Origin of the sequence: Pseudanabaena sp. UWO311 (assembly GCF_006937785.1) — a bacterium.
GTDB lineage: Bacteria > Cyanobacteriota > Cyanobacteriia > Pseudanabaenales > Pseudanabaenaceae > Pseudanabaena.
In genome coordinates this window covers 47,104-73,590 of the sequence record NZ_SJEE01000023.1, presented here as the reverse complement: position 1 = coordinate 73,590, position 26,487 = coordinate 47,104, and the positions used below count along the sequence as shown (strand labels likewise).

At 42.3% G+C, this 26,487-nt stretch carries 24 protein-coding genes and 2 pseudogenes; 17 read left to right on the top strand and 9 right to left on the bottom strand.

Features of this window, described 5'->3' with window-relative positions; all coding sequences use genetic code 11:
* Positions 1–302: 302 nt before the first annotated feature.
* Together lpxD and PseudUWO311_RS16770 are read left to right on the top strand one after the other, a co-directional pair.
* Complete coding sequence (gene lpxD, locus PseudUWO311_RS16775; RefSeq protein ID WP_142656387.1) at positions 303–1,364, top strand: UDP-3-O-(3-hydroxymyristoyl)glucosamine N-acyltransferase; 1,062 nt, start codon at positions 303–305, stop codon at positions 1,362–1,364.
* A gap of 48 nt (positions 1,365–1,412) precedes the next feature.
* Positions 1,413–2,081, top strand: coding sequence for a TatD family hydrolase (locus tag PseudUWO311_RS16770; protein ID WP_142656386.1), 669 nt, complete (start codon positions 1,413–1,415; stop codon positions 2,079–2,081).
* On the opposite strand, the gene sbcD is transcribed toward PseudUWO311_RS16770, so the two are convergent.
* Positions 2,037–3,329 (bottom strand): exonuclease subunit SbcD, encoded by a 1,293-nt coding sequence (sbcD, locus tag PseudUWO311_RS16765; protein ID WP_142656392.1) that lies wholly within the window; start codon positions 3,327–3,329, stop codon positions 2,037–2,039. The genes PseudUWO311_RS16770 and sbcD overlap by 45 nt on opposite strands.
* 120 nt (positions 3,330–3,449) lie before the next feature.
* The gene (locus PseudUWO311_RS16760) at positions 3,450–4,508 is read right to left on the bottom strand and encodes a 1,9-bis(guanidino)-5-aza-nonane synthase (RefSeq protein WP_142656385.1); all 1,059 of its coding nucleotides are present in this window, start codon (positions 4,506–4,508) and stop codon (positions 3,450–3,452) included.
* A gap of 536 nt (positions 4,509–5,044) precedes the next feature.
* On the opposite strand from PseudUWO311_RS16760, the gene PseudUWO311_RS16755 reads away from it, so the two are divergent.
* Together PseudUWO311_RS16755 and PseudUWO311_RS16750 are read left to right on the top strand one after the other, a co-directional pair.
* Positions 5,045–8,494: a methyl-accepting chemotaxis protein gene (locus PseudUWO311_RS16755; protein ID WP_142656384.1), complete on the top strand. Its 3,450-nt coding sequence runs from the start codon at positions 5,045–5,047 to the stop codon at positions 8,492–8,494.
* Between the two features lie 79 nt (positions 8,495–8,573).
* Complete coding sequence (locus tag PseudUWO311_RS16750) at positions 8,574–11,927, top strand: response regulator (protein ID WP_142656383.1); 3,354 nt, start codon at positions 8,574–8,576, stop codon at positions 11,925–11,927.
* Positions 11,928–12,057: 130 nt separating this feature from the next.
* Here the strand turns inward: PseudUWO311_RS16750 and PseudUWO311_RS16745 are convergent, their stop codons facing one another.
* On the bottom strand, positions 12,058–12,975 hold the full coding sequence (locus PseudUWO311_RS16745; protein WP_142656382.1) for a branched-chain amino acid ABC transporter permease: 918 nt from the start codon (positions 12,973–12,975) through the stop codon (positions 12,058–12,060).
* A 43-nt stretch (positions 12,976–13,018) separates the two neighbouring features.
* A complete protein-coding gene (locus PseudUWO311_RS16740) occupies positions 13,019–14,779 on the bottom strand; it encodes an ABC transporter ATP-binding protein (protein ID WP_223807617.1) in 1,761 nt (586 codons plus the stop codon).
* Positions 14,780–15,021: 242 nt separating this feature from the next.
* Here PseudUWO311_RS16740 and PseudUWO311_RS16735 point away from each other — a divergent pair, with 242 nt between their 5' ends.
* Positions 15,022–15,858, top strand: a complete 837-nt coding sequence (locus PseudUWO311_RS16735; protein ID WP_142656381.1) for a glycosyltransferase family 8 protein — start codon at positions 15,022–15,024, stop codon at positions 15,856–15,858.
* Between the two features lie 96 nt (positions 15,859–15,954).
* Here PseudUWO311_RS16735 and PseudUWO311_RS16730 read toward each other — a convergent pair whose 3' ends face one another.
* Positions 15,955–16,797, bottom strand: coding sequence for a hypothetical protein (locus PseudUWO311_RS16730; RefSeq protein ID WP_142656380.1), 843 nt, complete (start codon positions 16,795–16,797; stop codon positions 15,955–15,957).
* A 132-nt stretch (positions 16,798–16,929) separates the two neighbouring features.
* Between PseudUWO311_RS16730 and PseudUWO311_RS16725 the strand changes: the two genes are divergently transcribed.
* The 4 genes from PseudUWO311_RS16725 (at position 16,930) to aroQ (ending at position 19,050) form a co-directional block, all read left to right on the top strand.
* The gene (locus tag PseudUWO311_RS16725; protein WP_142656379.1) at positions 16,930–17,337 is read left to right on the top strand and encodes an MAPEG family protein; all 408 of its coding nucleotides are present in this window, start codon (positions 16,930–16,932) and stop codon (positions 17,335–17,337) included.
* Between the two features lie 127 nt (positions 17,338–17,464).
* The gene (locus PseudUWO311_RS16720; RefSeq protein ID WP_142656378.1) at positions 17,465–17,986 is read left to right on the top strand and encodes a DUF1499 domain-containing protein; all 522 of its coding nucleotides are present in this window, start codon (positions 17,465–17,467) and stop codon (positions 17,984–17,986) included.
* Positions 17,987–18,235: 249 nt separating this feature from the next.
* A complete protein-coding gene (locus tag PseudUWO311_RS16715) occupies positions 18,236–18,562 on the top strand; it encodes a carbon dioxide-concentrating mechanism protein CcmK (protein ID WP_103670807.1) in 327 nt (108 codons plus the stop codon).
* 38 nt (positions 18,563–18,600) lie between these two features.
* Complete coding sequence (aroQ, locus tag PseudUWO311_RS16710; protein ID WP_142656377.1) at positions 18,601–19,050, top strand: type II 3-dehydroquinate dehydratase; 450 nt, start codon at positions 18,601–18,603, stop codon at positions 19,048–19,050.
* Between the two features lie 21 nt (positions 19,051–19,071).
* On the opposite strand, the gene PseudUWO311_RS16705 is transcribed toward aroQ, so the two are convergent.
* Entirely contained in the window at positions 19,072–19,941 is an 870-nt protein-coding gene (locus PseudUWO311_RS16705) for an Rpn family recombination-promoting nuclease/putative transposase (RefSeq protein ID WP_142656376.1), read from the bottom strand.
* 91 nt (positions 19,942–20,032) lie between these two features.
* Here PseudUWO311_RS16705 and PseudUWO311_RS16700 point away from each other — a divergent pair.
* Positions 20,033–20,224: pseudogene (locus PseudUWO311_RS16700) on the top strand (type II 3-dehydroquinate dehydratase); the annotation flags it as partial.
* A 116-nt stretch (positions 20,225–20,340) separates the two neighbouring features.
* Here the strand turns inward: PseudUWO311_RS16700 and PseudUWO311_RS24105 are convergent.
* Complete coding sequence (locus PseudUWO311_RS24105) at positions 20,341–20,547, bottom strand: phage integrase N-terminal SAM-like domain-containing protein (RefSeq protein ID WP_190303538.1); 207 nt, start codon at positions 20,545–20,547, stop codon at positions 20,341–20,343.
* A gap of 293 nt (positions 20,548–20,840) precedes the next feature.
* Here PseudUWO311_RS24105 and PseudUWO311_RS16690 point away from each other — a divergent pair, with 293 nt between their 5' ends.
* On the top strand, positions 20,841–21,368 hold the full coding sequence (locus PseudUWO311_RS16690) for a GNAT family N-acetyltransferase (protein ID WP_142656375.1): 528 nt from the start codon (positions 20,841–20,843) through the stop codon (positions 21,366–21,368).
* A gap of 134 nt (positions 21,369–21,502) precedes the next feature.
* On the opposite strand, the gene PseudUWO311_RS16680 is transcribed toward PseudUWO311_RS16690, so the two are convergent.
* Positions 21,503–22,090, bottom strand: a complete 588-nt coding sequence (locus PseudUWO311_RS16680) for a TetR/AcrR family transcriptional regulator (RefSeq protein WP_142656373.1) — start codon at positions 22,088–22,090, stop codon at positions 21,503–21,505.
* A 67-nt stretch (positions 22,091–22,157) separates the two neighbouring features.
* On the opposite strand from PseudUWO311_RS16680, the gene PseudUWO311_RS16675 reads away from it, so the two are divergent.
* Positions 22,158–23,138, top strand: a complete 981-nt coding sequence (locus tag PseudUWO311_RS16675; protein WP_142656372.1) for a Rieske 2Fe-2S domain-containing protein — start codon at positions 22,158–22,160, stop codon at positions 23,136–23,138.
* A gap of 234 nt (positions 23,139–23,372) precedes the next feature.
* Here the strand turns inward: PseudUWO311_RS16675 and PseudUWO311_RS24100 are convergent, their stop codons facing one another.
* Complete coding sequence (locus PseudUWO311_RS24100) at positions 23,373–23,513, bottom strand: hypothetical protein (protein WP_190303537.1); 141 nt, start codon at positions 23,511–23,513, stop codon at positions 23,373–23,375.
* 59 nt (positions 23,514–23,572) lie between these two features.
* Here PseudUWO311_RS24100 and PseudUWO311_RS16670 point away from each other — a divergent pair, with 59 nt between their 5' ends.
* The 5 genes and pseudogenes from PseudUWO311_RS16670 to PseudUWO311_RS16650 all read left to right on the top strand — a co-directional run bounded on the left by PseudUWO311_RS16670 (position 23,573) and on the right by PseudUWO311_RS16650 (position 26,481).
* The gene (locus PseudUWO311_RS16670) at positions 23,573–23,845 is read left to right on the top strand and encodes a hypothetical protein (protein WP_142656371.1); all 273 of its coding nucleotides are present in this window, start codon (positions 23,573–23,575) and stop codon (positions 23,843–23,845) included.
* Positions 23,842–24,039 (top strand): annotated as a pseudogene (locus PseudUWO311_RS16665) (clan AA aspartic protease); the annotation flags it as partial. The gene PseudUWO311_RS16670 and the pseudogene PseudUWO311_RS16665, both read left to right, overlap by 4 nt.
* Positions 24,040–24,159: 120 nt before the next feature.
* Positions 24,160–24,435, top strand: a complete 276-nt coding sequence (locus tag PseudUWO311_RS16660; RefSeq protein WP_142656370.1) for a hypothetical protein — start codon at positions 24,160–24,162, stop codon at positions 24,433–24,435.
* The gene (locus PseudUWO311_RS16655) at positions 24,432–24,800 is read left to right on the top strand and encodes a clan AA aspartic protease (protein WP_142656369.1); all 369 of its coding nucleotides are present in this window, start codon (positions 24,432–24,434) and stop codon (positions 24,798–24,800) included. Before PseudUWO311_RS16660 ends, PseudUWO311_RS16655 begins: the two co-directional genes overlap by 4 nt.
* A gap of 346 nt (positions 24,801–25,146) precedes the next feature.
* A complete protein-coding gene (locus tag PseudUWO311_RS16650; RefSeq protein ID WP_142656368.1) occupies positions 25,147–26,481 on the top strand; it encodes a cytosine deaminase in 1,335 nt (444 codons plus the stop codon).
* Positions 26,482–26,487 lie beyond the last annotated feature (6 nt).

Here is a 26,487-nt window from a genome sequence, read left to right as displayed (position 1 = left end):
AGATTGGCTGGAACTGGATTCACTCCGCGATCACGAAAAACTGGGCTTTCTTGCCTTCCTACTCTTTTACTTCTTATCTTGACTCTGACCCTGCTATCGCTTCTCGTCGAAAATATCTTCAGAAATTATTCCGTATTTCATTCTATGCTTCTACTCTCGACTGGGCTTCCTAGTCTTTTGTCAGTCAATCAGGTGTGGATGTTTTAGGCGATCGCTATCAAGTTTGGTTCATCGCTAAGCCGCGTGTTTTGGCACAATTAAGTATTATGGTAATCGCGTATTCTTGATATGACATCAGATCTATGACACAAACAATTTCTTTCAAACTCTCCGAACTCGCAGCCGAGTTTGTCGCCTCACTGCCCGATTGTCGATTTGAATCCGATGGTGCTGATCCCATAATTACGGGTGTCGCCGCGATCGATAAGGCGCAATCTGGAGAGATAACCTTTGTGTCTTCATCGAAATTTGTCGCCCATCTCAAGGATACCCAAGCTAGCGCTGTCATCCTCGATCTCAAAACTCCGTCAACCCTGCCTTGTATTCGTACCGCCCATCCCCGCATCCTATTTGCCAAGGTTCTCGAAAAGTTTTATCAACCGCCCACTCCGCCTGTCGGTATTCATCCCACCGCGATTTTGGGTGAAGATGTACAGTTGGGGAATAACGTTGCGATCGCACCCTATGTGGTCATTAGCGATCGCGTCAAAATTGGCGATAATGTCACCATTTATCCCCATGTCACCATTTACAACGATGTCGAGATTGGCGCAAATACTACCATTCATGCCAATTGTGTAATTAGCGATCGCACTCAAATCGGCGCAAATTGTCTGTTCCATCCCAGCACGGTTTTAGGCGGCGACGGCTTTGGCTTTGAGATTTCCCCTAATGGCACATGGTACAAAGTCCCTCAAATCGGACATGTGATCATTGAAGATAATGTCGAACTAGGCTGCTCTTGTGCCGTTGACCGTCCTGCTGTTGGAGTGACGATTATTCATAAGGGTGCAAAATTGGATAACTTTGTCCAGATCGGTCATGGAGTCGAAGTTGGAGCACACTCGGTTCTCGCTTCACAGGTGGGCTTAGCAGGCGGTGTCACCCTTGGTCATCATGTAGTCATGGCAGGTCAGGGTGGTGCTGCTAATCACATCCACATCGGTGATGGCGCAATCATTGGTGCGAAGTCGGGTATTCCTAGCGATGTTCCCGCAGGTGTCACGATGATGGGCTATCCCGTCGTTCCTGAAAAAGATTGGAAGCGCATCGTCATCGCTGAGCGTCAACTTCCCGATCTACTGCGTACAGTTCGCAAATTAGAGAAGCGGATTGAGGAACTAGAGGCAAAAATTGTCGAATAGAATTAGAGAGAGGCGCAAAGCGCCTCTCTCTAATTTGTGGGTCTGAATATGTATATTGATTTTCATACACATTGCGATCGCAAATCCCCAGATCTAATCAATTTGCAAACCCTCCATGTTACGCCAGAATTGCAAGTAGAAGAACTGCCGAACATCTGTAGTCTTGGTTTGCATCCTTGGTTTATCCAATTAGAAACATGGGAATCTGCATGGTTAAATCTTGTGGATTTAGCGAAATTATCGCAGGTTGTAGCGATCGGTGAATGTGGATTAGATCGGAATATTGATTTGCCTTTAGAAACACAAATTTCTATTTTTCAAAAACATATAAAATTTGCGGAATCATTACAGAAACCGATTGTAATTCATTGCGTCAGAGCTTTTTCAGAATTAATTGCTCTTAAGAAAGATACTAAATCTACGGTTCCTTGGATTATTCATGGTTTCAATAAGAAAGAAGAAGTCTTTCAACGACTGCTCAAGCATGATTTCTATTTCTCCTTTGGAGCCGCAATTTTAAGCGATCGCTCTCCTATTCTGCAAGCGATCACTACAATACCAAATAACAGATTTCTCTTGGAAACAGACGATCGTACTGATATTAGTATCAGGCAAATTTATGATCGTGCCGCCGCATTGCGTCATGTTTCTAGAGAAGCACTTCAAACTCAACTAATTGAAACTTATCACCAATTGACTGGGCTTGGGCTGAGCTGAATCATTGGCAAGATCAACTGCATCCATATCCAATCCAATTTCGCTGAGTAATTCCTGGGCCGCAGTCAACATTTCTGGCTCAAGCCCTTTTAAATCCTCGCGAGTGCTGAGATAGGTCTTGAGAGCAGTCATTGGATCGAGCGCCTCAGCCGTGCTGAGTTCTGGCATCCTACTACGCGGATTTTGGCTGACAACTTCAGGGATCAACGCATAGTTATGAGCGATCGCCATTGCTTCATGTAATAGGCGATCGTCGATTAACGCTAACTGCTCAGCTCTGACCTTATAGATTAGTCTAGCGATCGCCTGATCGATTTTCCCTTTAGCGATCGCTTTAAGTAACTTCGCTTGGGGATCATCAGATTGGGTCACATCCACTTCCATTGTCCGAAAGGCACGGGTAGGAATTGGACAAAAATCAAACTTTACATTCCCCTTCTCAACTTCCAACCAGCAATATCCTTTCGCTTCATTCTCTTCGCCAAAATCAACACGCTCAATGCTTCCTGGATAAACCACAAGTGGTTGCGTGGCTAGAATCTGATGACGATGTACATGACCGAGCGCCACATAATCAAAGGCTTCACGAGTTAGCATTGATAAAGGAATAGTAAAACCTTTGCCAGCCGCTAAAAATCTCTCTGCTCCATAGGTAGCTGTATCCACCATCACATGAGCGAGCATAATCGTCGGTAACTGCGGATCGAGTTGGCGGATTTCGCCTTCGATCACTACCTGCAAGCGATCGATCAAAAACTGGCTTACTTCAGTCATCGAGAAGCCTTCTGTCTCAGATTTAGTCAACAAAGTCGATCGCGTAATCCAAGGCAATGTAATAATCTGAATCTCACCTGCGTTAGTTGAAATTCTATGTGTGGCGATCGTGTCTCCCACCGTGAAGTTCGGCACAGCTAGACTGCGATAAATCGCCAAACTCGCACCACCAACTCCCTGTGAATGTTGATCGTGGTTACCCACTAATAACACGGTGGGAATCCCCGCATCAGCAAGGCGGCGAAATTGCTTGGCAAAGGCTTGTTGCACAAGTGGCGGCGGCGTAGCATCAGGAAAAGCATCACCACCAAATAGAACGATATCGGCTGGCTCGTTAATTGCGCGATCTATACAGATCGTCAATGCTGCTACAAAGTCTTCTAGTCGAGTATTCAATCCTGTTTGAGGATTGACTTTGCCATGAGTGGTACTACCAAGATGAATATCGGAGAGGTGTAAAACTTTAATAGTCATCATATTCCTCTCATAAATGACAGTCCAGAGCTAATATTGTCTGCGATTATATATCTTTCATCAAAAAATAAATGGGTGCGCTTCGCGCACCCATTTATTTTTGATGAAAGCAGGACTAATCTATACGCCTACAGGTGTAGGAATACTACTGAACGCAATAGATGGCTTGTTGAATACTTGAGCCAATTGACGAGGAGCGCGATCGCACCAATTCTTTTTACCGTAGACATAACCAGCGATTAGAGGCAATGCCACAGTTGCTTCAGAGTAAACCATTTGCTCTTGGACAATATCAACCTTGCCCCAAGAATGTGCTTCCTTCAAAGTCGAACCAGATAGAGCGCCATCGCGTTCATCAGCTACGGTGATTTGAACTGCATACTTATGCATTGCGGCTTCAAAACCAAGCAGTTCAGCAGCAACCACAGTATCTTGCGCAAAGTTCTTAGGAACACCACCACCGATCATAAATAGACCAGTATGAGGGCTTGCCAACTTACATTGAGTCAACTCGCGGAAATCGCGTACAGAGTCGATGCTGACATGCTCTTCAGGAGAGAACCACTGATGATGAACTAAGCCAAAACCTGCGGAACAGTCGCTGAAAGCAGGAACGAAGATGGGAACTTGATGCTCATAAGCTGCCAACACAACGGAGTGACGGTTCTTAGCATTCTTGTCAAGATATGCACCCATTTCGTAAATGAATTCACGGGAAGAATAGGGACGAGGAGGAAGTGAATTGGCGATTTCGGCGATCGTCATGTCGCAAACACGCAATTCATCTTCGTCAATGTAGGTGTCATAAATACGATCGATCGCATTTTCGCGAAGTACTCTGTCATCAGCAAAGGTGTCGCCGACATAGTGACGAAATCCGAGGGCTTCAAAGAAGTCTTGATCAACGATGTTTGCGCCTGTAGAGACAATCATGTCTACCATGTTGTTGGCGATTAAGTCGTAAACAACTCCTTTAAGACCCGCACTAAATAAAGAACCCGCTAAACACAAGATGATTGCGCAATCTTTGTCTTTGATCATATCGTCATAGATATGGGCAGCACGACCAAGATTTCTTCCTTGAAAAGCTGTGTTAGCCATTGCATCAACCAGTCCGACTACATCAAAAGCCTTGATGTCAATGTGTTCAACAGTCTGTTTAAGTAGTTCGCGTTTCATGATTCTGTTTTGTCCTAGATGCTATGTGTTGTAAATGTATGCGAAAAAAATTTGAGCAGAATTCCGTAATAAAACAAGCGAAACTAAACATCCAAGAACAATAACTTTTTCTTTGCGACGCTAAAGTAAAGTTGTCACTACCTAATCAGTCAAAAGATAGATATTGACAATTTTAAAATCTGCATGCAGTAAAAAATTCTCGCCCCAAGCGTCCTTTCTACAGCTTATTAAGTTTCGGAAAATATTTAGTCTTCTCCAAGATGAGAAGCGATCGACCGAGGTTGTTAACAGTGGTTACAACCCTGATAGTTAGAAGGTCGATCGGAACATACTAGGTCCTTCACAGGCATCATCCCAAGAAAGAGTGGGGTCAGACTCGCGTCTTTCATCCAACTTTAGGTTGAGGAGCCAATCACATCCAAGCAATAAAACCAGTTTTTTCAATTTTTATTTAGCTGAGTGCAACAAATCCTTATCTATCATAACACTTTTTTTGGGAAACACAAGCAAAATGGCGCTAGAGGATTTATATATAAATGCGTTTAATTATGTATCAGGAAGCTTGTCGAGGCTTAAGCATCCTTCTTGAAACAAAGACGTATTTTCATTCAGGGGCGAACATGATGACAGCGCAGTATCAGGCAGCTCTACAGTCCTATGCAGAGGGTCGGTATGAAGAGGCGATGAAACAGTTCTCGGAATTGTTGCATGAAGATCCTCGCAATCCCAAGCTGCATATTTGGTTAGGTGCTACCTTTCGTAAGGCAGGTAAAATTGATTATGCGAAGACGCAATACCAGCAAGTATTGACTCTTACAGATGATCCAGATTTACTTGATCTCGCGAGTACTTCGCTTGCTCAAATCCAAAATAAACTAGCTAATATTTCTCAGACAAATAAGCCTCAAAAAAAATTTCAGAAAGATGTAGAATCGCTCAGCCCTAAGTTAAAAGAATCAAGCGATGCAGATAAAGCTCAGGCTGCTAACTATAGAGCATTGCAACTAGAGGATACGCAAAATATTGGCTCAAAGATAAATAGTGGATCTAGCAATAAGAGTATTTCCTACATTCTTGACCATGACGACTCAACTACAGGCGACCTTGCTATCCTAGCTAACCCTTCTTCCATTAATGTAGCTCTTAAGCCAAAAGTCGCTGTAAATGCCTTAGTTAATGGTAATGGAATAGTCCCACCACCACCTGCGATCGCCGCGCAATTTAAGATCCAGCAAGAGGAACAGGAGCAGGAAGAAATAACTGCTTTGCAAGAACCATTATTCTCATTAGAAACTTCATTCGCAGATAATGAAACTCTGATGGTTGAAGATGCGGGGATAATGATTGGAGACCTAGAAGATATAACTGACAAGGCTCCTACATCAATTTTTAGCGATACGATCGCCAATATTCAAGAAGCAAGCGAAAATAATAAACAAAGAATCGAATTCCCACCTGTAGAATCTGTGTTTTTGGGATGGGGGATGGATTCTCAGGATCATGATCTCAACCAAGAGCGTAACAGTTCTGATGGTAAAGGTTCTACGGGAAATGGTGTTTTAGCTCACGGTAAAGTTTCTGCGGGCAATGATGTTTCTGCGATCGCATTAGAGGATGTGTTTAAATTCTCTAGCGTCAGCCAAAAGATTACTTTATGGGGTGCTTTGGTAGCGACTATTCCTGCGATCGCCTTGGGTGTCGCAGCATACCAAGTGGGGGATGGCTTGCTGTTAAATAAGGTCAAACAAGCGCAGCAATCAGAGGCGATCGCTTTAGCTAACGTAACTAGAAACTTTTTAAAGCAGCAGCTTAATGATGTGGATGTGTTGCAAAAATTATTAGTCTCAAATGAGATAGGGCAGAACACATTACTCAAGCTCCCAACTCCACCACCAAACGATAAAGCAGCTAATCCACTCAACTCATTGCCAATTGCTCAACAGCGTCAATACAAGCAGCAGTTGACAAATCGGTTAAATCTCTATAGTCAGGCTTACCCTAATTACAATAGCATTGCGCTGTTTTCTACTAACGGTGAGCTAATCGCTCAGTCAAGCACATCGAAAACCTTACAAACTCTCAACCCTAATATCCTGAGCAAAGCCCTTTCGGCAGATGCCGTCTTATTTGGCAACCCTGTTGTTGAGAAAGATGGAGTATACCTCTACGCAGCTAGATCTATCAAGAGTTCTGTTTCACAAAAAGTCAACATGATTTTGCAGGTTGAAATTCCTGTAAAAAAATTAGAAAATGATTTAACTATTGCCAGTAAAGATGCCAATGGGAATAAAGATTTTTATGTAATCGATAGCTCCAACAAATATATTACTAGTTCACAGATTGTCAAAGTTGGAGAGGATGTGTCAACAAGTTTTGCAGTGCTCCAAGATTTGCGAACTTCAAAATCTTCTGGCATAGGCGATATGGTCAAGGTTGATCGCAATGGACAATTGGTTGCCTATGCGAATGTGCCTGACATCCAGACCTATGACATGTTGACTTGGGATGTATTAACGACAATAGATAAAACTAAAGCGATTACTGGCAATCAAAGTCTACTATTGGTGATTGGGATTGGCATAGCAGCTACGCCATTGCTAGTAGCAACAATCGCCTATGCTCTATCTCGTAAACTTAGTTCAAGGCTTAAAGATATTCGCGCTGCTTTACGAGATATTAGACAAGGGACTACTACTGTCAGTCTTGGGGCTTTGAGTACAGATGGAAATGATGAACTCTCTGATATTTCCTTAAGTATTAATAAAATGTCTGAACAATTTCAGACAATGATGCAAAAGCAAGAGCAGGAAAAACAAAACTTACAGTTACAAGTAGTAAAGTTATTTAACGTCTTATCAAAACTGGCTAGAGAAGAAAAACGCGAAGCAAAAGATGCGGATTTGTCTGATGAAAATGTATTGCGTCTAGGAAAAAAAGTCCGATCAGAGATCGTACAGCGCCATGCCGAAGTTGAGAGCTATCGCCAACAGAAGGAAGATCTTCAGGAGCATTTGATGCAGATGCTTAAGGATGTCCAAGCTTTAGCTGATGGTGATCTTACGGTTTCCACTCAATCAGTTGACGGAAGTTTACCCAGTGTCGCCATATTTTTTGATGATGTGATTCGGGGTTTACAAAATATTGTCGGTCAAGTTAAATCTTCGGCAAACCAAGTTAATTTCTCACTGGGGCAAAACGAACAGGCGATCGCTAATCTTGCCAATGTCTCTCAACGACAAGTAGATATAGTTACGCGATCGCTCAACACAATGCAGATGTCTAAGTTGTCAGCAACAAGAATTGTCAATAATAGTCAGCAAGTATTGCAATCATCGCAACGAGTAGCCGAAAAGCTATCCGATAGCGATCGCTCTATTGACGCAGTGATGTCCAAGGTCGGAGAATTACAAAATATAGTTGCCACAACCGCCAAGAGAGTCAAGCATTTAGGTGTTGTCTCTCAAAAAATTGCTAAGGCAATTTCTTCAATTAATGAAATTGCGATTAAGACCAACTTTCTAGCTATAAATGCCTCGCTTGAAGCATCACGGTCAAACGATACAAGTAGTGGATTTGTACTGATTGCAGAAGAGGTAGGAGAACTAGCCGCTCGTTCAGTTACAGCGACGAAAGAAGTAGAAATCCTCCTCAGAAATATTCAAAATGAAACTAAAGCAGTGATGTCAGCAGTTGAGTCTGGCAGTACTCAACTATCGGAGAGTAACACCTTAGCGATCGCTGCTAAAGATAGCCTGCAACAAATCGTTCAAATCTCACAACAAATTGATGGATTAATGATCACAATCTCCGAGGCAACAACTTCACAAGCCCAGACATCCGAGGGAGTTGCTAACTTGATGAATGATATTTCGCATATGGCTAGGAGGACGCTTGCATCTTCTTCGGAAGCCTCCAAATTAATTCAAGCTACTAGAGGCTATTCTGGAGAACTTCAGCAATCCTTGACTCATTTCAAAACTCGCTAAGATTCAGTTTGAATTGGCAAAAAACAGCAATACTTCACTTTGCTAATTTCAAGATAGAAGTTTACTAGATATATATGTAATGGATTTTCCCATGATTGAAATAGTTCCACAAACCAAGAAAATCTTTGCTAAGGAAGCTCTAGCTTTAATGCATGAGTTAAAAAATAAAATTTTAGAGTTAGATGTGCGGTTGCCAAGTTTTCACCAGCAACTTGATGGCATAATTTCTACGATTAAGTTGGTTCAGGATGCGGCAATTAAAGCTGATTTTTATATACCCAACTCACCTTTCGCAGAAATAATTCATAACCTTGAAGCTTCAATCAATTTATTGTGCGATCGTCGTACAGAGATTGATTGGGTTGCCAAAGAATTGCTGATTGAGGTCATCAATATGTCCAATCAAGTAATTAATGAATATTGTTTAGAGATGGATTTATCTAAAGACTGGATAGAAATTCAAAGCAATCTATTTGCTCAGATAAACGAACATCTACAATTAGCAACAGATGAGACTATATCCAGAAAAAATCTAAATCTATATGACATTGCAGATGAGCCATTTAATTTAGAAGACACCCCAGAGGCTCTCCATCTCTTTGATATGAATTTTGAGTTGTCCAAACTGGAAGATTGTATAGCACCAATAGAATCACTAGACAATTCTGATGGGTTTCTCATGATTCAAATAGATCAAGAGCAAGATGATTGGGATTCTAGCAAACTATTTCAAGATATCGCAGATAATGCTCATGACGAGTTGACGACTTTATTTCCTAGCTTAACAGATTCATTTACAGGTGATTTCGACGAGTTTACTGAAAGCCTTCAGGAATCCGATAAAACTAACAATGGAGAAATATTGCCAATGCCAGAGTTATTCGCAGAGATATTTTCTGCGACAGTCAATGAGCAATCACTAGAAAATAATAATCAAACTGAAATCAAAAGCGTTAAGTGGAATGAGAAGAAATTAGATATTGAAGACACTGCCGAGACAGAAGATGTTTGGACTAAATTTACAGCAATGGAGTCTTGGGTACAACCGAACGATGAAGAACTAGTACCTGCTTTTGACTTATCAGATTTTGACTTACCTAATAATGACATCTCTGAAGATATGACTCCCAACAATTTTTTTGAGTCATCAGATTCCAGTACAGCTAGCCTAGATTCTGAGGATTATCTTCACCCCAAGACATCTACAAGTCCATCGGATATAGACAGCAGCACAATGCTAGCGGAGATGCTCAAAGAAGATTTCCCTACTTCAGACATTGACACAGCCATAGAAGAATCTCCAATTTACCAGAATAATGCTGAAGATATCAGTTCTTCTTGGCATGACTTATCACTTATGAATTTTGGAGATACAGAAATTTCTTATGCAGATTTTGCAGCCTTATCTCCAGACACAAAAACTGATATAGATTTAGATATGAGTTCTCATAATAACAGCCAAGGTGACATTCAGCTTGACACGAAGGGAAATGATGCGACTATTCGCATTCCTTTAAATCATTTAGAAATGTTGGGGGATTTGTCAGAAGAATTATTAGTACGTAAGGGAAGTTTAGATATTTATTTAGCTGAAATTAAAACGCTATCGAGCCAAGCTCAAAATCATTTGCAATCACTAGAATATAACGCAGATAGCAGACAGAGCCAAACTGCGATCACGGGTTTGCAAAATGCAGTTGATCAGATTGTGAATATGCTTTCACTAACTGAGCAGCAAACCTATGCAATGAGTCAGGATGTTAATCATTTAAGAAGAAATCTGAAGCAACTCCTTAAACACCCAATTTCTAGTCTCGTGACAAGGTTTCCACGTATATTGCGCGATTTGTCTCCACAGTACGGCAAGCAAGTAGAGCTAGTTGTCCAAGGTGCTGGAGTAGAAGTTGAGAGATTAATTTCTGAAACAATCGCTAAGCCACTTGAGATCTTACTAAGGAATGCCTTTAAACATGGAATTGAGTCTCCCCATGATCGCCAACTACAGGGGAAAGCACCGCAAGGGAAAATTGAATTTATAGCAACTCAAACCGATGAAAGTACGATCATCAAAGTTAGTGATGATGGTTGTGGAATTGACATTGAAAAGATCCGCCATCAGGTTGAGCAGTCGGCAGCAATTGCAGGTATGTCAGGTTTCTCAACAATGGATATGAGTGATGAGCAATTAATCAATTTAATTTTTGAACCCAGCTTTAATCTCGCACCTAATAATTCAGAAACTGGGACTAAATTAAGTGATGTAAAAAAGAAGTTGCGAGAGCTTGGTGGGAATATTTCGGTGAAGTCTCAAAAGGGAAAAGGCACTCAATTTACTCTGGTTTTACCGAATGTGAACTCTGTAATTCGCGTACTACTAATTGATGTTAATCAAATGTGCCTAGCCATTCCCAGTAAAATGATCTTAGAAGTGGTTCACAGTAACTCGCCTATTCTTGATTCTGAGGAGAAAGAAACTTTACTATGGCGCGATCGCATACTGCCTGTAATTCGCCTAAATTCCTTGCTAAAGCTAAATTGCCGCCATAGCTTGAGCCAATCCAGTTTGCAATCAAGCAACCAATCTCTACAATCAACAAATTCTCCTGAAAGTCAAAAACCCTCTCAAGCCATACCTTCACTTTTAGTTATCCATTACGAAAATGATCTGTTTGCTCTGCAAACAGATGGTTGCTGGCATGATCAGGAAGCCACCTTTCATCAAATTGAAGGCAATATTTCCCTTCCACATATTTTTCTCGGCACAGTTGTCTTGGGAAGTAATCAGGCTGTGGCTTTGCTTAATCCTGCTGAGTTAGTCAGCCAATGTTTGCGCTCTGATGCTCATGTTTCGGGCTCTCAAGAGATGTATTCAAATTTTGAAAACCTGAGTAGTCTATCAGACTTTTTTAGTGCAGGTGATACACCATCTTTTTCCAGCGCATCAGCAGATAGTAACTCAGCCCGTGACTTGGTTCGATCTCCTGAGCCCGAAAATTTGGAAAGTTCGGGACTATTTACTAATGAGCTCGTGAAACCTCCTGTGAAGCCCCAGCAGCCTAGAGTATTAATTGTGGAGTCTTCGGCTAATGTGCGGCGCTATCTAGCAATGATGCTTACCAAGTCTGGTTTTTTGACTGAGCAAGTTCAAGATGGAAAAGAGGCGATCGCGTTTCTCAAAAACTGCTTAGAGATAAAGACAAAAGTTGACGTGGTAATTACCGATTTAGAGATGCCTCATATGGATGGATTCAAACTCTTATCGAGTGTTCTTGTTGATGATGATCTGCAAAATTTACCAATCATTGTACTCACCGAGAAGAACAACGAAAATGATCGGAAGTTAGCTTTAGATTTGGGCGCAAAAGCATATCTTTGTAAACCATATCGAGAACAAGAACTAGTTGAAAAATTGCACCAAGTTATTTCGGGATAATCCCAAAGCACAAAGCCCCAAATAAAAGTGGCGGCGCAAAGTGCCGCCACTTTTATTTGAGGCTTTTTATGTCCTAAGCAAACCTTTTATACCAAAACACAAAATGGCTACGCCATTTTGTGTTTTGGTATTATGGCGATATCGTGCCTTTAAATAAGCCTTGCGGTTTAAAGAGCAATACCAAAACCATAATCACCAAACCCACGCCCAGTTTATATTCAGTGCCAATGCAGTATTTCTGTAATTCGCCCAATGCAACAGGACATGTAGTGGCGACTTCTTGGGAAATCCCCACAATAAGTGCTCCCGCGATCGCGCCATAGGGATTCCCAATTCCGCCCAAAATCACTGCCGCAAACATTGGCAAAATCAAGAACCAACCCATATTCGGACGGAGATTGGTAATTAAGCCATACATACTGCCCCCAAAGGCAGTCATACCTCCTGCAATTACCCATGTTGAGATGATTACAGCATTGACGTTGATCCCCGCGACTTTAGCGAGTTCTGGATTGTCAGCTACTGCTCGCATTGCTTTGCCTATTTTGGTATTTTGTAATAAATAGTAAAGCCCAGCAATTACTGCGATCGCGGCAGCGATCACCACCATTTTGTTTTGGGTGATTGCTAAGTCAAAAATCTTGATCGCAGGAAAAGTTGGCAAATCATATTTCTGTGGTTTTGCACCCCAAACCAGCACGATCGCATTACGAATCACCAAAGCTAACCCAATCGAAACGATCATCATCGTCGTTGAGGTGGCTTTTTTGGCGCGTAACGGTTGCCAGAGTATTTTTTCGCAAATTAAGACTAAGCCGATGGAGATAAGACTACCAAAGGCGATCGATACCACAATATTCAGCTTGAGCGTGGTATTGGCAAGAAAGGCAAGGTATGCACCTAAGGTGAGAATATCGCCATGGGCAAAGTTAGCAAGGCGTAAGATGCCATAGGTAAGCGTTAAACCGACTGCGGCGAGCGCAATAATGCTGCCGACAGCGATACCATCAATGGTTGATTGCAGGACTGATTGCAGAACTTCAGGCATTGAGAGAATTTAATAGAGCTTGATTGCTATTTATAGTATCGTTTTAAAACCCATTAGTATCAAACTGACGAGAATGTAATTGAGAGTAACGACCTGCTTTTTGGAGTAGTTCGTCGTGAGTTCCCGATTCGACAATTTGACCTTGCTCCAAAACGATAATGCGATCGCTATTTCTAATGGTCGCTAAGCGGTGCGCGATAATAAATGTCGTGCGTCCTTGCATGAGGCGCTGTAGAGCTTCTTGGACAAGGCTTTCCGATTCGGTGTCAAGTGCTGAAGTTGCTTCATCAAGGATCAGGATTTTGGGATTATGCAGGACAGCACGAGCAATGGAAATGCGTTGACGCTGACCACCCGATAGATTAACACCACGCTCACCTACCCACGTATCATAACCTTGGGGAAGTTCCATAATAAAATCATGGGCATTAGCAATTCGTGCGGCATTTTCAACTGCTTTAGTATCGTAATCTTTCTGACCAAAGGCAATATTAGAAGCAACGGTTCCAGAGAAAAGAATGTTCTCTTGGGGAACGAGAGCTAGTTGTTGACGGAGGCTTTTGATTTGGACATCACGAATGTCATAGCCATCGATGAGAATTTTGCCAGACTTAACATCATGGAAACGCATCAGTAGATTCATCAAGGTGGATTTTCCTGCTCCCGACATGCCGACAAGGGCAATCGATTCGCCTTTATTTGCGACAAGATTAATATCGGTGAGAACTGGGCGATCGCCTTGATAGTGGAAGCCAACATTTATGTATTCGACTTTGCCTGTGACCTCAGGAAGCGCGATCGCATTAGGCTTTTCCAGCACTAAAGGTTTAATCTCAAAAATCTCAAAGATGCGATCGATTGAAGCTTCAGCTTGCTTGATTTCGTTATAGCTACCAGTGGTGTTGGCGATCGGGTCAATCAATAGTGCAACCCCTGCGCCAAAGGCAACAAACTGCTCAGGAAGCAACCATTTATTAGAAATCAGCCAACCCCCAAGTAGAAACAGAAAACAAATCCCTGCGGCTTCCAAAAAGCCAATTACAGGATATTGAATGGCTCTAACGCGATCTGCGGCATATTTACGGCGGCTATTTTGTTCGGATTCTTGCTTAAAGCGCTCGATTTCATAGGATTCTGTGGCAAAGGCGCGAACCAACCTAATACCACTAAAAATCTCGGATAGTAACGCGGCTAAATTAGAAACTTGATCTTGGCTACGGCGACTGAGCTTCAACATGCGATCGCCAAACCAAGCGATTAATATGGCAATCAAAGGCGCAACGGCTAGAGTCGTCAGCGTCAAGATCCAATTCAGATAAATCATGTACGCCAGTACGAAAATCAATTGCAGTACTGATGGAATGAATTGATGAAAAAATTTGCCGATCACCTCACCAATGCGATCGATATCTTCTGTCAATCGATAGGACAAGTCACCCGTGCGGGACTCAGCGAAATAGTCAAGATCAAGGGTTTGCAAATGTGAGTACACATCCACGCGCAAATCTCTGGCGGCATATAGGGCGGCTTGCGACATCATCGAGTCCTGCCCATACTGCCCCAATCCCCGAAACACAAACATGACTACGGTGAAAGCAGCGATCTGCAAGATGGCGGTGACATCACCCTTGCCAAGTGCTTGGGCAACCCGTCCTAGTAACTCGGCAAGGAGGGGCATTGTGCCGATAAAGACTAAGGTACATAAAAATGCTTTGCCAATCAGAAAACGCTGGGGGTAGACGTAATCTCGTATCTGCCAGTAGGAAGAGCGCTTTGAAGATTTCCCTGAAGATTTTATTTCCAAACTCGTAGCTCAAATGTTTGCAATTCACCAACGATTAGTTTCGCACTTTATCGCCATCGCCATTAAATTTTTGTTGTATTGGTTTTTGTAAAGATTCAGGTAAGAAATTGACAAAATAGGCAAACCAGACAAAAAATAAATGAGTCATTTCAATATGAACAAAAAAGCTTGAAAATTGGATTGGCTCTAAAAAATCAATCTCTCATTCACACTCTCACCCAAATCTTTGCCCATATATAACAATGAAGATTGATCTAGTCTTTTCCGTAAATGCAGGATATTTACCTGGTCTATTGGCGACCATAAATTCGATCATTCAAAATACTGCACAGCCAGAAAGACTAAGATTCAACATAATTATCCCCAAAAATGAGCTCCAAATTTTTGAGAATGAATTACCAAAACATTTTCACAATCCTGACATTGAATTCAGATTTAAAGAATATATTCCTACACCAGAAGTTCAAGACTATATCGTTCAAAAATATAAGCCACCAAGTATTGATAGAACGAATGCACTTTACATGTTATTTGCTCGGCTATTTTTAGGAAGTGTTTTGCCTGATCTGAAGAAGGTTATCTATCTTGATACTGATATTGTGGTAGTCGATGACATCGCTCTACTCTATGATTCAATAAATTTTTCTGAGAATCAATACTTTGCGGCGGTTCCACATTTCTTCCCTGCTATTTTTCATTTTTCCAATCCTTTTAAAGCTCTACATGAGCTTCGTACAATCAAGAAAACTTTTAATGGAGGAGTTCTATTTACTGATTTGTCATTTTGGAAAAAGGAAGACTACCAGAAATTAGATGCTTGCCTAGAATGGGATCGGCAATGCGGTTACAAACTATTACAGCTAAACGATGAGACATTGCTTAACTTGATGTTTAAAGATTATGTACAGTTAGACCGTCGATGGAACTGCTGTGGTTTTGGCAATACAAAGTTAATTAGTTGGCTCCTAAAAAAAGACTTATCCAAAATTTCAATTATCCATTGGAGTGGTGGACATCACAAGCCATGGAAGTCCAAGAATATTCCTTACGCAGATATTTGGTCAAAATATGCAATTTAGTTGATCTCACCGAATTAGCGCAATAAACTAAATTGCTTTTGTAGCGAGACCCAAAAGAGGTGTGCCGCGCTTCGCGCGGCACACCTCTTTTGGGTTTTAGGGAATGAGGGCGAAGCTATTAGCAAATTGATCGAATGCTGATGAATTTGGGCTATTGGCAGCATTTTGAGAATCAGGCTGGTAATAGCGAACTGTATAGATAAATTTATCGGCTTCTAAGGTTAATACTTTGACCTTCCAGCTTGTGGATTTATTAGAAGCATCACCATCAGCGATCGCAGTTGTAAATTCCTCTTTCGAGCCAGACTTTGCGCCTTTAACCTTGGGATCGAAAGGAATTTTTACGAGATCTTTTGCCTTTTCAGAATCATCGGAGGCGATCGCCTTGCCATCAATTGGTTGTCGCAACACCACCGTATAAACTTGTCGACTTTGTTGTAGCTTTTTAACTAGATCATTTTTATCTTCGCCCACTGGGATCTCACGACTAGGTGTAAAAATTACCGTACTCGCGCCCGAAGGCTCTAAACCGAGATCGATCGCTTTCCAGTCCGCAGGATAGCGCAGCATATAGCCCGCACCCGTATACTTACCTGTAGTTTCAGGCTTGGCATCCTCAGATCGACAAATCTCGATTTTGCTAGCATCTTGATTAGTTTGTAAGGTATAGCGCATATCTTCAGCAACCAGTGCGATTTCAAACCCTGCTTGCGTCGGAGCCGTCGTTTGACATAAGTCGCGAATATTAGCTAGCTGTGGCTTTTGCGACTCCGCCACGATCACCACAGTTGGCGGTAGCTTGAGCTGCGATCGCAAATAACTAATTGCTTTTTCGGTAGCAAGGTTATTAGCTGGCGCTGTGGCGTTATTTGGTGGAGTCTGCTGACAGCTAACTAATGCGATCGCAGCAATTCCGATATAGGTGTGAAACTTTGGCATAACATAAAACGAGATATAGCAATCATCATAATGCTTAGTAACAAGGGGGACGAATTACGAATTACGAATTATCAACTCGTAATTCGTAATTCGTAATTCATAATTATCCAATCACCAATTACCAGTTACCAAATGGACATCAAAACACTCGTATTTCCTGCGATCGTCACTATCTGCGCATTGCTTGTTTACTTTGGCTTAGGTATCGGTGTGGCTGTAGCTCGTGTTAAGTATAAAGTCATGCCACCACAAATCACTGGCGACGAAAATTTTGAGAGAGTCTTTCGTGCTCATCAAAACACCCTTGAACAAATCGTGATCTTTTTGCCTTGCTTATGGCTGTTCAGTATTTTTGTTAGCCCAAATGTGGGCGCGATCTTAGGCTCAGCCTGGGTTGTGGGGCGCATTGCCTATGCTTGGGGATATTATGTCGAAGCGAGTAAACGCGCCGCAGGTAATGCGATCGCTTCTTTGGCAACTCTTGCTCTTATGTTTGGCACACTTTTTAACTTAGTCCGTGGATTGTTTTTTGCGGGTTAAGCTTGCGATCAAAAAAGCGATATCAAACAAGGAGTGAAAGCCCCTTCCATTGATGGATAGATGGAAAGAGAATATAAATGCCATAATCAATTGCGTATAAATACTCAGAGAAACTAGCTATATCAATATGTCAAAACTTGTCGCGATCGCTGCGAGCTTATATTTTGTTACGCTTGCTTATTTCGGATTTGCTCCTGCCGCTTCTGCTCATTCCCTTAACTATTCACTAAATTCTGCGATCGCAACACCTATGGCACTTTTTTCTTTTTCGGGCACACGCCCCGCTAATATCGGCGTAACCAATGGCAAGCTCCTCGATTGCCCCGATTCTCCTAACTGTGTCTCTAGTCAAAGCAATGACGCTGAGCATAAAATCGCACCTTTGACCTATACAGGCGATCCCGCCAAAGCCTTAGAAGATCTTAAAGCGGTGATTTCTAGTATGCCTCGCACCAAAATCATTACCGCTGAAGGCAACTATCTCTATGCCGAGTTTACCAGCGCTCTAATGGGTTATGTCGATGACGTTGAGTTTTATCTCAATGCGGACAAGGGCCTCATTGAGGTGCGCTCGGCTTCTCGTTTAGGTAAGTCCGATCTCGGCGTTAACCGCGATCGCGTTGAAGCCATCCGCGCTCAACTTGCTTAAATCAAGTATGGCGGCGCAAAGTGCCGCCATAAAACCAAGAAATCCGTTAAAAGTGTTGCTTTGCAAAACTTTTAACGGATTTCTTGATTCGGGTTTGAGTGCAAAGCGCTTTAAAACACTTTGTATTTGTTTATGACACAAATAAACGATGCGTATCAATCAATCGATACCATTGAGATTTATGATTGAGTTTGATAAAAAACCGTTATTTGATTAATTAGCTTAAATTTACAAGCTCAAGGAAATTTTATGGGAATCGCAGTTGGTTTGGTTGAGGTGCTGGGGCATCCTCCTGCACTGTCCGTCGCTGACACAATGGTCAAAGCTGCAAATGTAACTTTTGTGGGCTATGAGAAAGTAAGCGGTGCACGCCTAACCATTATCATCCGTGGACCAGTTGGTGATGTCCAAAAAGCTGTTGCCGCTGGTGTCGAAGCTGCTAAAAAAATTGAAGTCTTGAGTTCTAAGGACAAGGCTCTATTTCTATCGGCAACAGTGATTCCTCGTCCTCATGCCAATCTCGAAGTGATTACTAAGACCATGCAATTTAGTGAAGCCCTTGGACAATTCCGTTAATCAAGGAAAAAGGAAAAAGGAAAAATATAGTTTAAAGAATGAAAATTCTGGTTTTGCATGGGCCAAACCTCAATATGCTTGGCTTACGAGAGCCAGAGGTTTATGGCAGCACTACATTAGCGCAAATTAACGATCGCCTAGCTCAAGATGCAATGGAGTTAGGCGCAGAATTAAGCTTTTTACAATCAAATCATGAGGGTGTATTGATTGATGCGATTCATGCTGCTTTTCAGGTACAGCAAGGAATTTTGATCAATCCCGCCGCTTTTACGCATACCAGTGTGGCGCTGAGAGATGCGATCGCTTCTGTAAATATACCTACTGTAGAAGTACATCTGAGTAATGTGTATAAACGCGAAGAATTTCGTCATCATTCGTTTATTGCACCAATTGCGATCGGGCAAATTAGCGGTTTTGGCGCTGAGAGCTATCGTTTAGGCTTACGTGCATTAGTTAATCATTTACTCCGAACTCAACAGGGAAATTGAGATCAAGTGGCAATTTTTTGGTTAGTCTTGTAAAGATCGCAGATCTTCCAGAGTTAGCCCTGTCATAACGGCGATCGCTTGTTCATCAAAATTACCTAACATTTTTTTTGCAATCTCATAGGCTTTTTGCCGTTGACCTTCTTGTCTTCCTTGTTCTAAGCTTTCCTTAGTCGCTTTTGTAATTGCCCCACGCTGATCTTGAATGAAAATCTCGCTCTTTTCTTGATCTTCTAACTCATCAAGAGTAAGGTTTGCTTGATTGGCGATATAAAAAGCTTTTTTAATTTCAGGTATAGTATCCATCGTTGCAGGAATATTTTGCAGTTTACGAGCGTTGTTTAAGAAAAATAGCCATTTATCGATAATGGTTTTTAGTTCTGGCAAATTCTTTTTGAACTTTGGCAATTCTACAAAGATTAATTCAATGTCATAGATAGGATAGTCAATTAGAAAATCTTTTTCTTTTAGGACAAAACGAGAGGTGACATTAGGTAGATCCGCAAACATCACAAAATCAGTAATTGTTAAGGCAATGACTGGATTGAGAAGGTTATAGCCCTGTCCAGTAGGCAGTTGGACAGAATAGGATTTTGCCGCATTGTATAAAATTCTTTTTTCAAATCCTTCTATATTCAGGACTTGCATCTCAATGATGACGGTGCGCTGTTCACCTGTTTCACTATCAGTAATTTTTGCTTTGATATCGAAATAAGTATCTTTAACACCGCGAATTTTGGGCGCAAGGTAGGGATTGAGAATTTCTAAGTCATAAATAACTGGCTGTGCTTCATAAATTAGAGCATTTAGGAAGCTAATCAAGATATCTTTGCTATCTTCAGAGCCAAAAATCTTTTTGAAAGCAAAGTCGATTTTGGGATTGATGAAGATCATATATTTATATTATCTGGTGGTACTAATAACATTTTAGTTATTCTAAGAGCGATCGCATATTCCTTTATCTAAGGTGATCGCTGAATATTTTTTGGATAATGCGATCGCCTCTGTAAATATACCTACTGTAGAAGTACATCTCAGTAATGTATATAAACGCGAAGAGTTTCGCCATCATTCATTTATTGCACCAATTGCGATCGGGCAAATTAGTGGTTTTGGTGCTGAGAGCTATCGTTTAGGATTACGCGCATTAGTCGCTCATTTAACTGCCTCAAGATAATCTGAATTCTTGTCAATATGTAAAAAGTCGGGGATCTGGTGATATCTAGTTCAGCGATGGAAGATGAACTTCGCCATGTCCACGTTCTAAGTCCTGTAAATGCAATACCACCCATTTCACTTGGATGTCGCTATATTGTGAAACAGGATAAATCGCCTAACCCATTGCACATAAGACTTTTCAGCTTGATAGGAGTAATGCTTGACCCGAACTGCATCACTAACGCGATCGAGCAGCTTTCTAGGCGGTGGCTCAACTTGATCGGTTGTGGTGGGGATAGGCGCATTATTTTTCAGCACAGGTTTAGGAATGTTATGCTGCATTTTGATCGATAAAACTCTATTAGGGTATATTACCCTGCAAAAATCTTGTTATTACACCTATTGGTTGCTTTATATAACAAGTTGTGTGATATTCATCTTGTATAGGTAGTTATCCTGTAATCTACAAGATAATATATAGTTGGGCGGCTTAAGTTATCGATGAGGCAGTACTTTGAAGGTATCGGTTGGGATTTTGAAGTCTGAATGGTTTAGATTGGGCGATCGCGCAATGAAACAACTTGATCGAATTGTCAGTCTGCGATTCCTAGACAGTTGGGTGGGTCAAGATTCCGATGATGATAAGAGAAGCAACTCAGAGCGACGTTCCCGCCATTTCCAGGGTTCATGTGGATACTTGGAGAACGACCTATCGCGGCATCGTGCCAGATGAACATCTAGCAAATCTATCGTATGAGCGGCGGGCAAACGGTTGGTATCAGATTTTGAACCGTGCCCCGGACGATGGCAATTTTACTTATATTGCAGAGGATAAATCTGGTGAGATTGTCGGATTTGCGAATGGAGGGGTAGAGCGCATAGGTGATCCGATATATAGAGGTGAGTTGATGGCAATCTATATCCGACAAAGCTATCAAGGAAAAGGCATTGGACGCGGACTCTTACAGGTCGTCGCGGAAAGGCTAGGTCGATTGGGTATTAATTCCATGTTGGTGTGGGTGTTGGTCGATAATCCTGCGTGTCAATTTTATGCTGCCCTTGGAGGCAAGATTGTTCATGAAAAGGAGCTTACGATTGGTGGAAAGCCGCTAATCGAGGTGGCTTATGGATGGGTGGATACAGGAAATCTCAGAACCAGTTGAGCCGCCCAACAATTCCGTTGCACGCCGACCGTTAAAAGATGGTTGGTTGAGTCCGAGAGGTAGTTCGCGGCGGGTGAACGGACTCGTTGGGCGGCTGGAGTTATTAGTGAAATCACAATCCGCAAATTCTGAGTTCAATGCTGCTGGATATGTGCGATCGCTACCATCAACGCCTCTAACATGACCTCAAAACTCCGATCCGCAGAACGCTCTAACGTCATTAGTCCTGCTTGTTCGATCGTGATAAACCCATAAATTGCGGCATTAATCATCCGCATCACATCAATGAGTCGATCGTCCGCAAGGTCGCAAGCACCCAGCATCTGACGCAGAAACATGATAAATTGCTGGATAATCTCTGCGGCTTCTGGATCGCTGGTCTGAAGTCGAGTTTGCATCATGATCTGAGCGCGAGCAGGATAGGTGCGGGCAAAGTGACGGGCGAAATGTCCCATCTGTTTTAACGATTCTGAGGGGATAGAAGTTTCAATAATCTTCTCTTGACATTCCTGTAAGTAATATCCCCAAAGCTTACATACTACGCTCTTTTGTAATGCTAATCCGCTCTCTAAATGCTTGTAAATGGCAGGAGGCTTAATGCCAAGTTCTCGTGCCACACGACTCACGCTTAGTGCCGACGCTCCTTCTCGATCGATACAGGCGATCGCCGCAGCAACGACATCTTGCCTCGACAGCGAATTTTCTTTGGTGGGACGACCCATGTTTAGTTACAACTATTAACTTACTTCTGATATACTTCACTCTATCAAGATTTAGTAGAGAATTGAGATGCTCCCCATTCTTCCTGGTGCGCCTTGGCTCGTTGCCCATCGCTCAATGCTGGGCGTAAATCAGCCTTATAAAGTGACCTTAAATTGTCAGGATTATGTTCTTTGGCAAAATACCCAGAGGAATATTTTTGCATTAGAAAACACCTGTCCTCACATGCAAGCACCTCTATCTAATGGATGGATTTGCGAGTCTCATGACACGATTACTTGCCCATTTCATGCTCTTGAATTCGATCGGGAAGGTCGGTTGTGCAAAGATGGTTTGGCGCAGGGACAGGCAGTCGTACAGCCTCTAGAGTTGCATATTAAGGACGATCTAATCTGGACTTATGGGGGATTTGAACCGCGCTTGCCCATTCCCGATCTGATTCCCAGAAGAACCGCAGGGTTAACCTTTGTGGGTGTTGCTGGCGAAAAAAGTATTCATGCAGATTTTCTAAGCTGCATCAAAATCAACTATGACTTTAACCATCAAAATGGAAGTCATCGCAAAAGCTTTAAAATCAAAGATAATCCTGTCCACAGGTTTGAATCAGATGGCTACTTCGCCAAGGTAGAGCAGACTTTTATCCGGGAGCGGAATACCCTCAAAGAAATTCTGGCAAATCCTGGGCTTATCAGTATGCCTCAATCCTATAACAGCAATTTGGAGTATACGTTTCCCTCCACCACAATGTTCGATGGAGACGTTGATTTCGGTCAGATTCCTCAATTTTATATTCTCTATCCCGAAACCGATCGACGCACCAAAACATTCGTTCTTTGCTATGGAGAATGGAAAAATCCGTTGTTCCAATTACCAGGATTGAATGTTCTGGCTAAAAATGCTTTGCTCAAAGCAACAGCTATGGTGGTAGAACAAGATTCAGCAACTTTAGAAAGCCTCTATCCCCAGCAAAAGCCCAAGATTCGTCTGCCCAAAGAGGAAATCATGCTCTATGTGGAGAAACTTTATCGTGAATGGCAACCTCATGAATAATCTAGAGGTAGGAGCATGAGTCAAATAGTTGTTACCTCTCTCGGAACGCTAGGCAATTTGCATTCAATTATTGCGATTGTGCTGAAAATCCAGCATCTTAGTGAGTAAATTAAGCAGCCCAACACTGCGTTGGTGCGGACGGTATAGAGGTTTTCAGTGGGTGTTCAAGGCTACTTACCGCCGCACAACTTCACCGTTATGCACAATCGCGAAGTTCGTTGAAGTGAGTGGCTTCTAGCCAAGATTGAGCAAGCAAAAATCTTCGACTTCGATGTTTAGTTCCGAGAGATTAATTGCGATCACAAAGTCAAATAATTGATAGGCGATCGGTGCGATCGCGGTTTGGTTTGGATATGTGAGAGGCAATCTATTCATAGCGATTTCTGGTCAGCTATAATGCTAGACAAGTCAATGATCTAGGAAAATTCGCAATCATGGCAGTCCGTCAACCCCGCTATAGCAAAGAAGAATTTGCCCAACGAGGCGATCTAATTTATCAGACTCAAATACGCCCACAAGTCGAAGCAGGTAATCAGGGCAAAATAGTTGCCATTGATATTGAAACTGGAGACTTTGAAGTTGATGCTCGTGAAATAGCTGCTTGCAATAGGCTCGAAGCCCGTCACCCAGATGCTCAAATCTGGATTGTTCGAGTCGGTTCCCGCCACGTTCGCCGATTTGGTGGACGAACAAAAAGAGCAGTATGATCTCAGGAATTGTTAACACAGATTTTGAGGCAATTATCTCGCTATCGATATGTGTCTCTGAAGGAAAGATTTATACGCAAGATGCGATTGTCGATACTGGTTTTAATGGTTGGCTTTCATTGCCTCCAGACCTGATTGAACGGTTAAATCTGAAATGGAAAAGACGAGGACGCGCTATTCTTGGCGATGGAAGTGCGATCGCCGATCTTGCAGGGTGCGTTAATGGTATGTAACGAACCTTTTTTATTGCCAAATGTAGGGTTTCATTGTTGCTCAAAGCTATAATGACATTATAAACTAACAACACAAAAGCTATGTCAGTTCGTCAACGGCGTTACAGCAAAGAAGAATTAGCTCGACGTGGGCAAGAACTCTATGAATCGAGCATTCGGCAGGAAGTAGAATTTGGCAATACAGGCAAAATAGTAGCGATCGATATTGAAACTGGAGCTTTTGAAGTTGCAGATCATGTTTTGCCAGCAACTAACCAATTGTTCAAGCGACATCCTGATGCTCAACCTTGGGTTATCCGCATTGGACATCGTGCTGTTTATCACTTTGGCTCGCGGAGTTTGGTGAAGCCCAAATGATGCAGGGAATTGTGAATCGGCGCTGTGAGGCAACACTTCCATTGGTTGTGGGTAATGCGAACGGGCAAAGGCAAGTTATCGATGCTGTCATTGACACAGGTTTCAATGGGTTCCTCACTTTGCCATCCTCAATCATTACTGCTCTTGATTTACCGTGGAACGCTTCCGACATCGTGACCTTGGGTGACGGTAGCGAAACTTTCTTTGATCTGTATTCAGTAACAGTTATCTGGGATGGACAGTTTCGTGAAATTGATGTTGCTGAATCAGAGACTGACCCTTTAATTGGAATGTCGCTACTCTACAAGTATGGATTGCGAATAGATGCAGTTGAAGGAGGTATCGTGAGAGTTGAAGCGCTATGACTCAGTAAAAAGTTATCAGTGAAAGCTGTCTAACACTGCGTTGGAGCCGCCCCTTCAAAAGTGATCTATAAAAGTCAAAAATTGTTTGCGGCGGCTCAAATAGACCGTTATACCGAACCGATGCGCCCGTTAAAGCTATCTGTTTCGAGCAAAGATTAGGCAGTCAAAAATGGTTCGCTTCGTTGTTTAGTTCCGAGAAGTTATCGGCGATTCCTTTCAGAATGCGTCCCGACGAGAAGACAAATAGTTATTAAGCGATCATTGCGATCGCAGTTTAGTAAGGAATTACTTACAGCTAGAAATAGTTGCACATCGCGGTATATTAAGCTAAATATACATTAGTCCTATGCTAGAACCTTTGCATTATTGGATTGTCAATGTTCGGATACCAAATTGTTTTATCGATAGTGAAATTATTGGGCAAAATCTAGAAGCTCACCTCTCGCCGACATTGCAGCGCGATCGCCTATTTCCTTGCCATCTCGAAATCCGTAATGGTCAAATAAGTGAAATTTTGCCTAGTTCTCGGATTGCAGAAATTCCTACAGAAAGTTTACCAATCATCGATGGCAAACAGGGGATCATGATTCCTTGCTTTGCTGACTCACATACCCATCTTGACAAAGGACATATTTGGGAACGCAATCCGAATTTAGATGGCACATTTCAAGGTGCACTCACAGGCATTTATCGCGATTGCACAGAGCAAGGCAATTGGAACTATGACGACCTCTATCGCCGTATGGAATTTGGACTGAAGTGCAGCTATGCCCACGGCACAAAAGCAATAAGGACTCATTTAGATTGCCCACCGCATCAAGTGGAGACTACATTTAAAGTATTTAAAGAACTGCGGGAAAAATGGAAGGAGAAAATCACCCTTCAAGCTGTGTCACTAGTGCAGCTACCTTATTTCTCAACTCACGAAGGAGAACTATTTGCTGATGCGATCGCTGATTTAGGTGGCATTATTGGCGGCATTGCCCATATGGTCACAGGACTAGATCAATACTTAGATCGGATTTTCATCTTAGCTGCCGAACGCAATCTCAGTGCTGATTTCCATGCAGATGAGAATAATGATCCGCAATCGCGCACATTGCATTATATTGCCGAAGCCAGTTTACGAAATAATTTTAGTTCGCAAGTAGTCTGCGGTCATTGCTGTAGTTTGGCAGTACAAGATGAAGATATCGCCAATACGACGATCGCCCTTGTTAAAGAAGCAAATATTGGCATCGTTAGTTTACCAATGTGCAATCTGTATTTACAAGATCGGGTTGCGGAGCGAACACCTCGCTGGCGGGGTGTTACCTTAGTTCGTGAGCTAGATGCAGCCGATGTCTGTGTAGCACTATCCAGCGACAATTGCCGCGATCCTTTCTATGGGTTTGGGGATCATGATTTATTAGAAGTTTTCAGCATGGGGACAAAGATTTCGCATTTAGATACTCCCTATGACAACTGGATCGAGGCTGTGACTTCTCGACCTGCAAAACTGATGGGCTTACCTGATGTTGGTAAAATTGGAATTGGACAGATCGCCGACTTAGTTCTATTTAAGGCGCGTAGCTATAATGAATTGCTATCTCGTCCGCAAAGCGATCGCACTGTGTTTAGAAATGGTATGGCGATCGATACGACTTTGCCCGATTATGCAGAGCTTGATGATTTGATATAGTCGGCG

Excerpts from the sequence above, each read along its gene's own strand:
- PseudUWO311_RS16730 (WP_142656380.1), bottom strand. The coding sequence starts at position 16,797 with ATGCCAAAGTTTCACACCTATATCGGAATTGCTGCGATCGCATTAGTT.
- PseudUWO311_RS24105 (WP_190303538.1), bottom strand. The coding sequence starts at position 20,547 with ATGCAGCATAACATTCCTAAACCTGTGCTGAAAAATAATGCGCCTATC.
- PseudUWO311_RS16715 (WP_103670807.1), top strand. The coding sequence starts at position 18,236 with ATGGGAATCGCAGTTGGTTTGGTTGAGGTGCTGGGGCATCCTCCTGCA.
- sbcD (WP_142656392.1), bottom strand. The coding sequence starts at position 3,329 with ATGACTATTAAAGTTTTACACCTCTCCGATATTCATCTTGGTAGTACC.
- PseudUWO311_RS16770 (WP_142656386.1), top strand. The coding sequence starts at position 1,413 with ATGTATATTGATTTTCATACACATTGCGATCGCAAATCCCCAGATCTA.
- PseudUWO311_RS16655 (WP_142656369.1), top strand. The coding sequence starts at position 24,432 with ATGATGCAGGGAATTGTGAATCGGCGCTGTGAGGCAACACTTCCATTG.
- PseudUWO311_RS16725 (WP_142656379.1), top strand. The coding sequence starts at position 16,930 with ATGGACATCAAAACACTCGTATTTCCTGCGATCGTCACTATCTGCGCA.
- PseudUWO311_RS16680 (WP_142656373.1), bottom strand. The coding sequence starts at position 22,090 with ATGGGTCGTCCCACCAAAGAAAATTCGCTGTCGAGGCAAGATGTCGTT.
- PseudUWO311_RS16735 (WP_142656381.1), top strand. The coding sequence starts at position 15,022 with ATGAAGATTGATCTAGTCTTTTCCGTAAATGCAGGATATTTACCTGGT.
- PseudUWO311_RS16720 (WP_142656378.1), top strand. The coding sequence starts at position 17,465 with ATGTCAAAACTTGTCGCGATCGCTGCGAGCTTATATTTTGTTACGCTT.
- PseudUWO311_RS16750 (WP_142656383.1), top strand. The coding sequence starts at position 8,574 with ATGGATTTTCCCATGATTGAAATAGTTCCACAAACCAAGAAAATCTTT.
- PseudUWO311_RS16755 (WP_142656384.1), top strand. The coding sequence starts at position 5,045 with ATGCGTTTAATTATGTATCAGGAAGCTTGTCGAGGCTTAAGCATCCTT.
- PseudUWO311_RS24100 (WP_190303537.1), bottom strand. The coding sequence starts at position 23,513 with ATGAATAGATTGCCTCTCACATATCCAAACCAAACCGCGATCGCACCG.
- PseudUWO311_RS16760 (WP_142656385.1), bottom strand. The coding sequence starts at position 4,508 with ATGAAACGCGAACTACTTAAACAGACTGTTGAACACATTGACATCAAG.
- PseudUWO311_RS16745 (WP_142656382.1), bottom strand. The coding sequence starts at position 12,975 with ATGCCTGAAGTTCTGCAATCAGTCCTGCAATCAACCATTGATGGTATC.
- PseudUWO311_RS16660 (WP_142656370.1), top strand. The coding sequence starts at position 24,160 with ATGTCAGTTCGTCAACGGCGTTACAGCAAAGAAGAATTAGCTCGACGT.
- lpxD (WP_142656387.1), top strand. The coding sequence starts at position 303 with ATGACACAAACAATTTCTTTCAAACTCTCCGAACTCGCAGCCGAGTTT.
- PseudUWO311_RS16690 (WP_142656375.1), top strand. The coding sequence starts at position 20,841 with ATGATGATAAGAGAAGCAACTCAGAGCGACGTTCCCGCCATTTCCAGG.
- PseudUWO311_RS16705 (WP_142656376.1), bottom strand. The coding sequence starts at position 19,941 with ATGATCTTCATCAATCCCAAAATCGACTTTGCTTTCAAAAAGATTTTT.
- PseudUWO311_RS16670 (WP_142656371.1), top strand. The coding sequence starts at position 23,573 with ATGGCAGTCCGTCAACCCCGCTATAGCAAAGAAGAATTTGCCCAACGA.
- PseudUWO311_RS16675 (WP_142656372.1), top strand. The coding sequence starts at position 22,158 with ATGCTCCCCATTCTTCCTGGTGCGCCTTGGCTCGTTGCCCATCGCTCA.
- aroQ (WP_142656377.1), top strand. The coding sequence starts at position 18,601 with ATGAAAATTCTGGTTTTGCATGGGCCAAACCTCAATATGCTTGGCTTA.
- PseudUWO311_RS16650 (WP_142656368.1), top strand. The coding sequence starts at position 25,147 with ATGCTAGAACCTTTGCATTATTGGATTGTCAATGTTCGGATACCAAAT.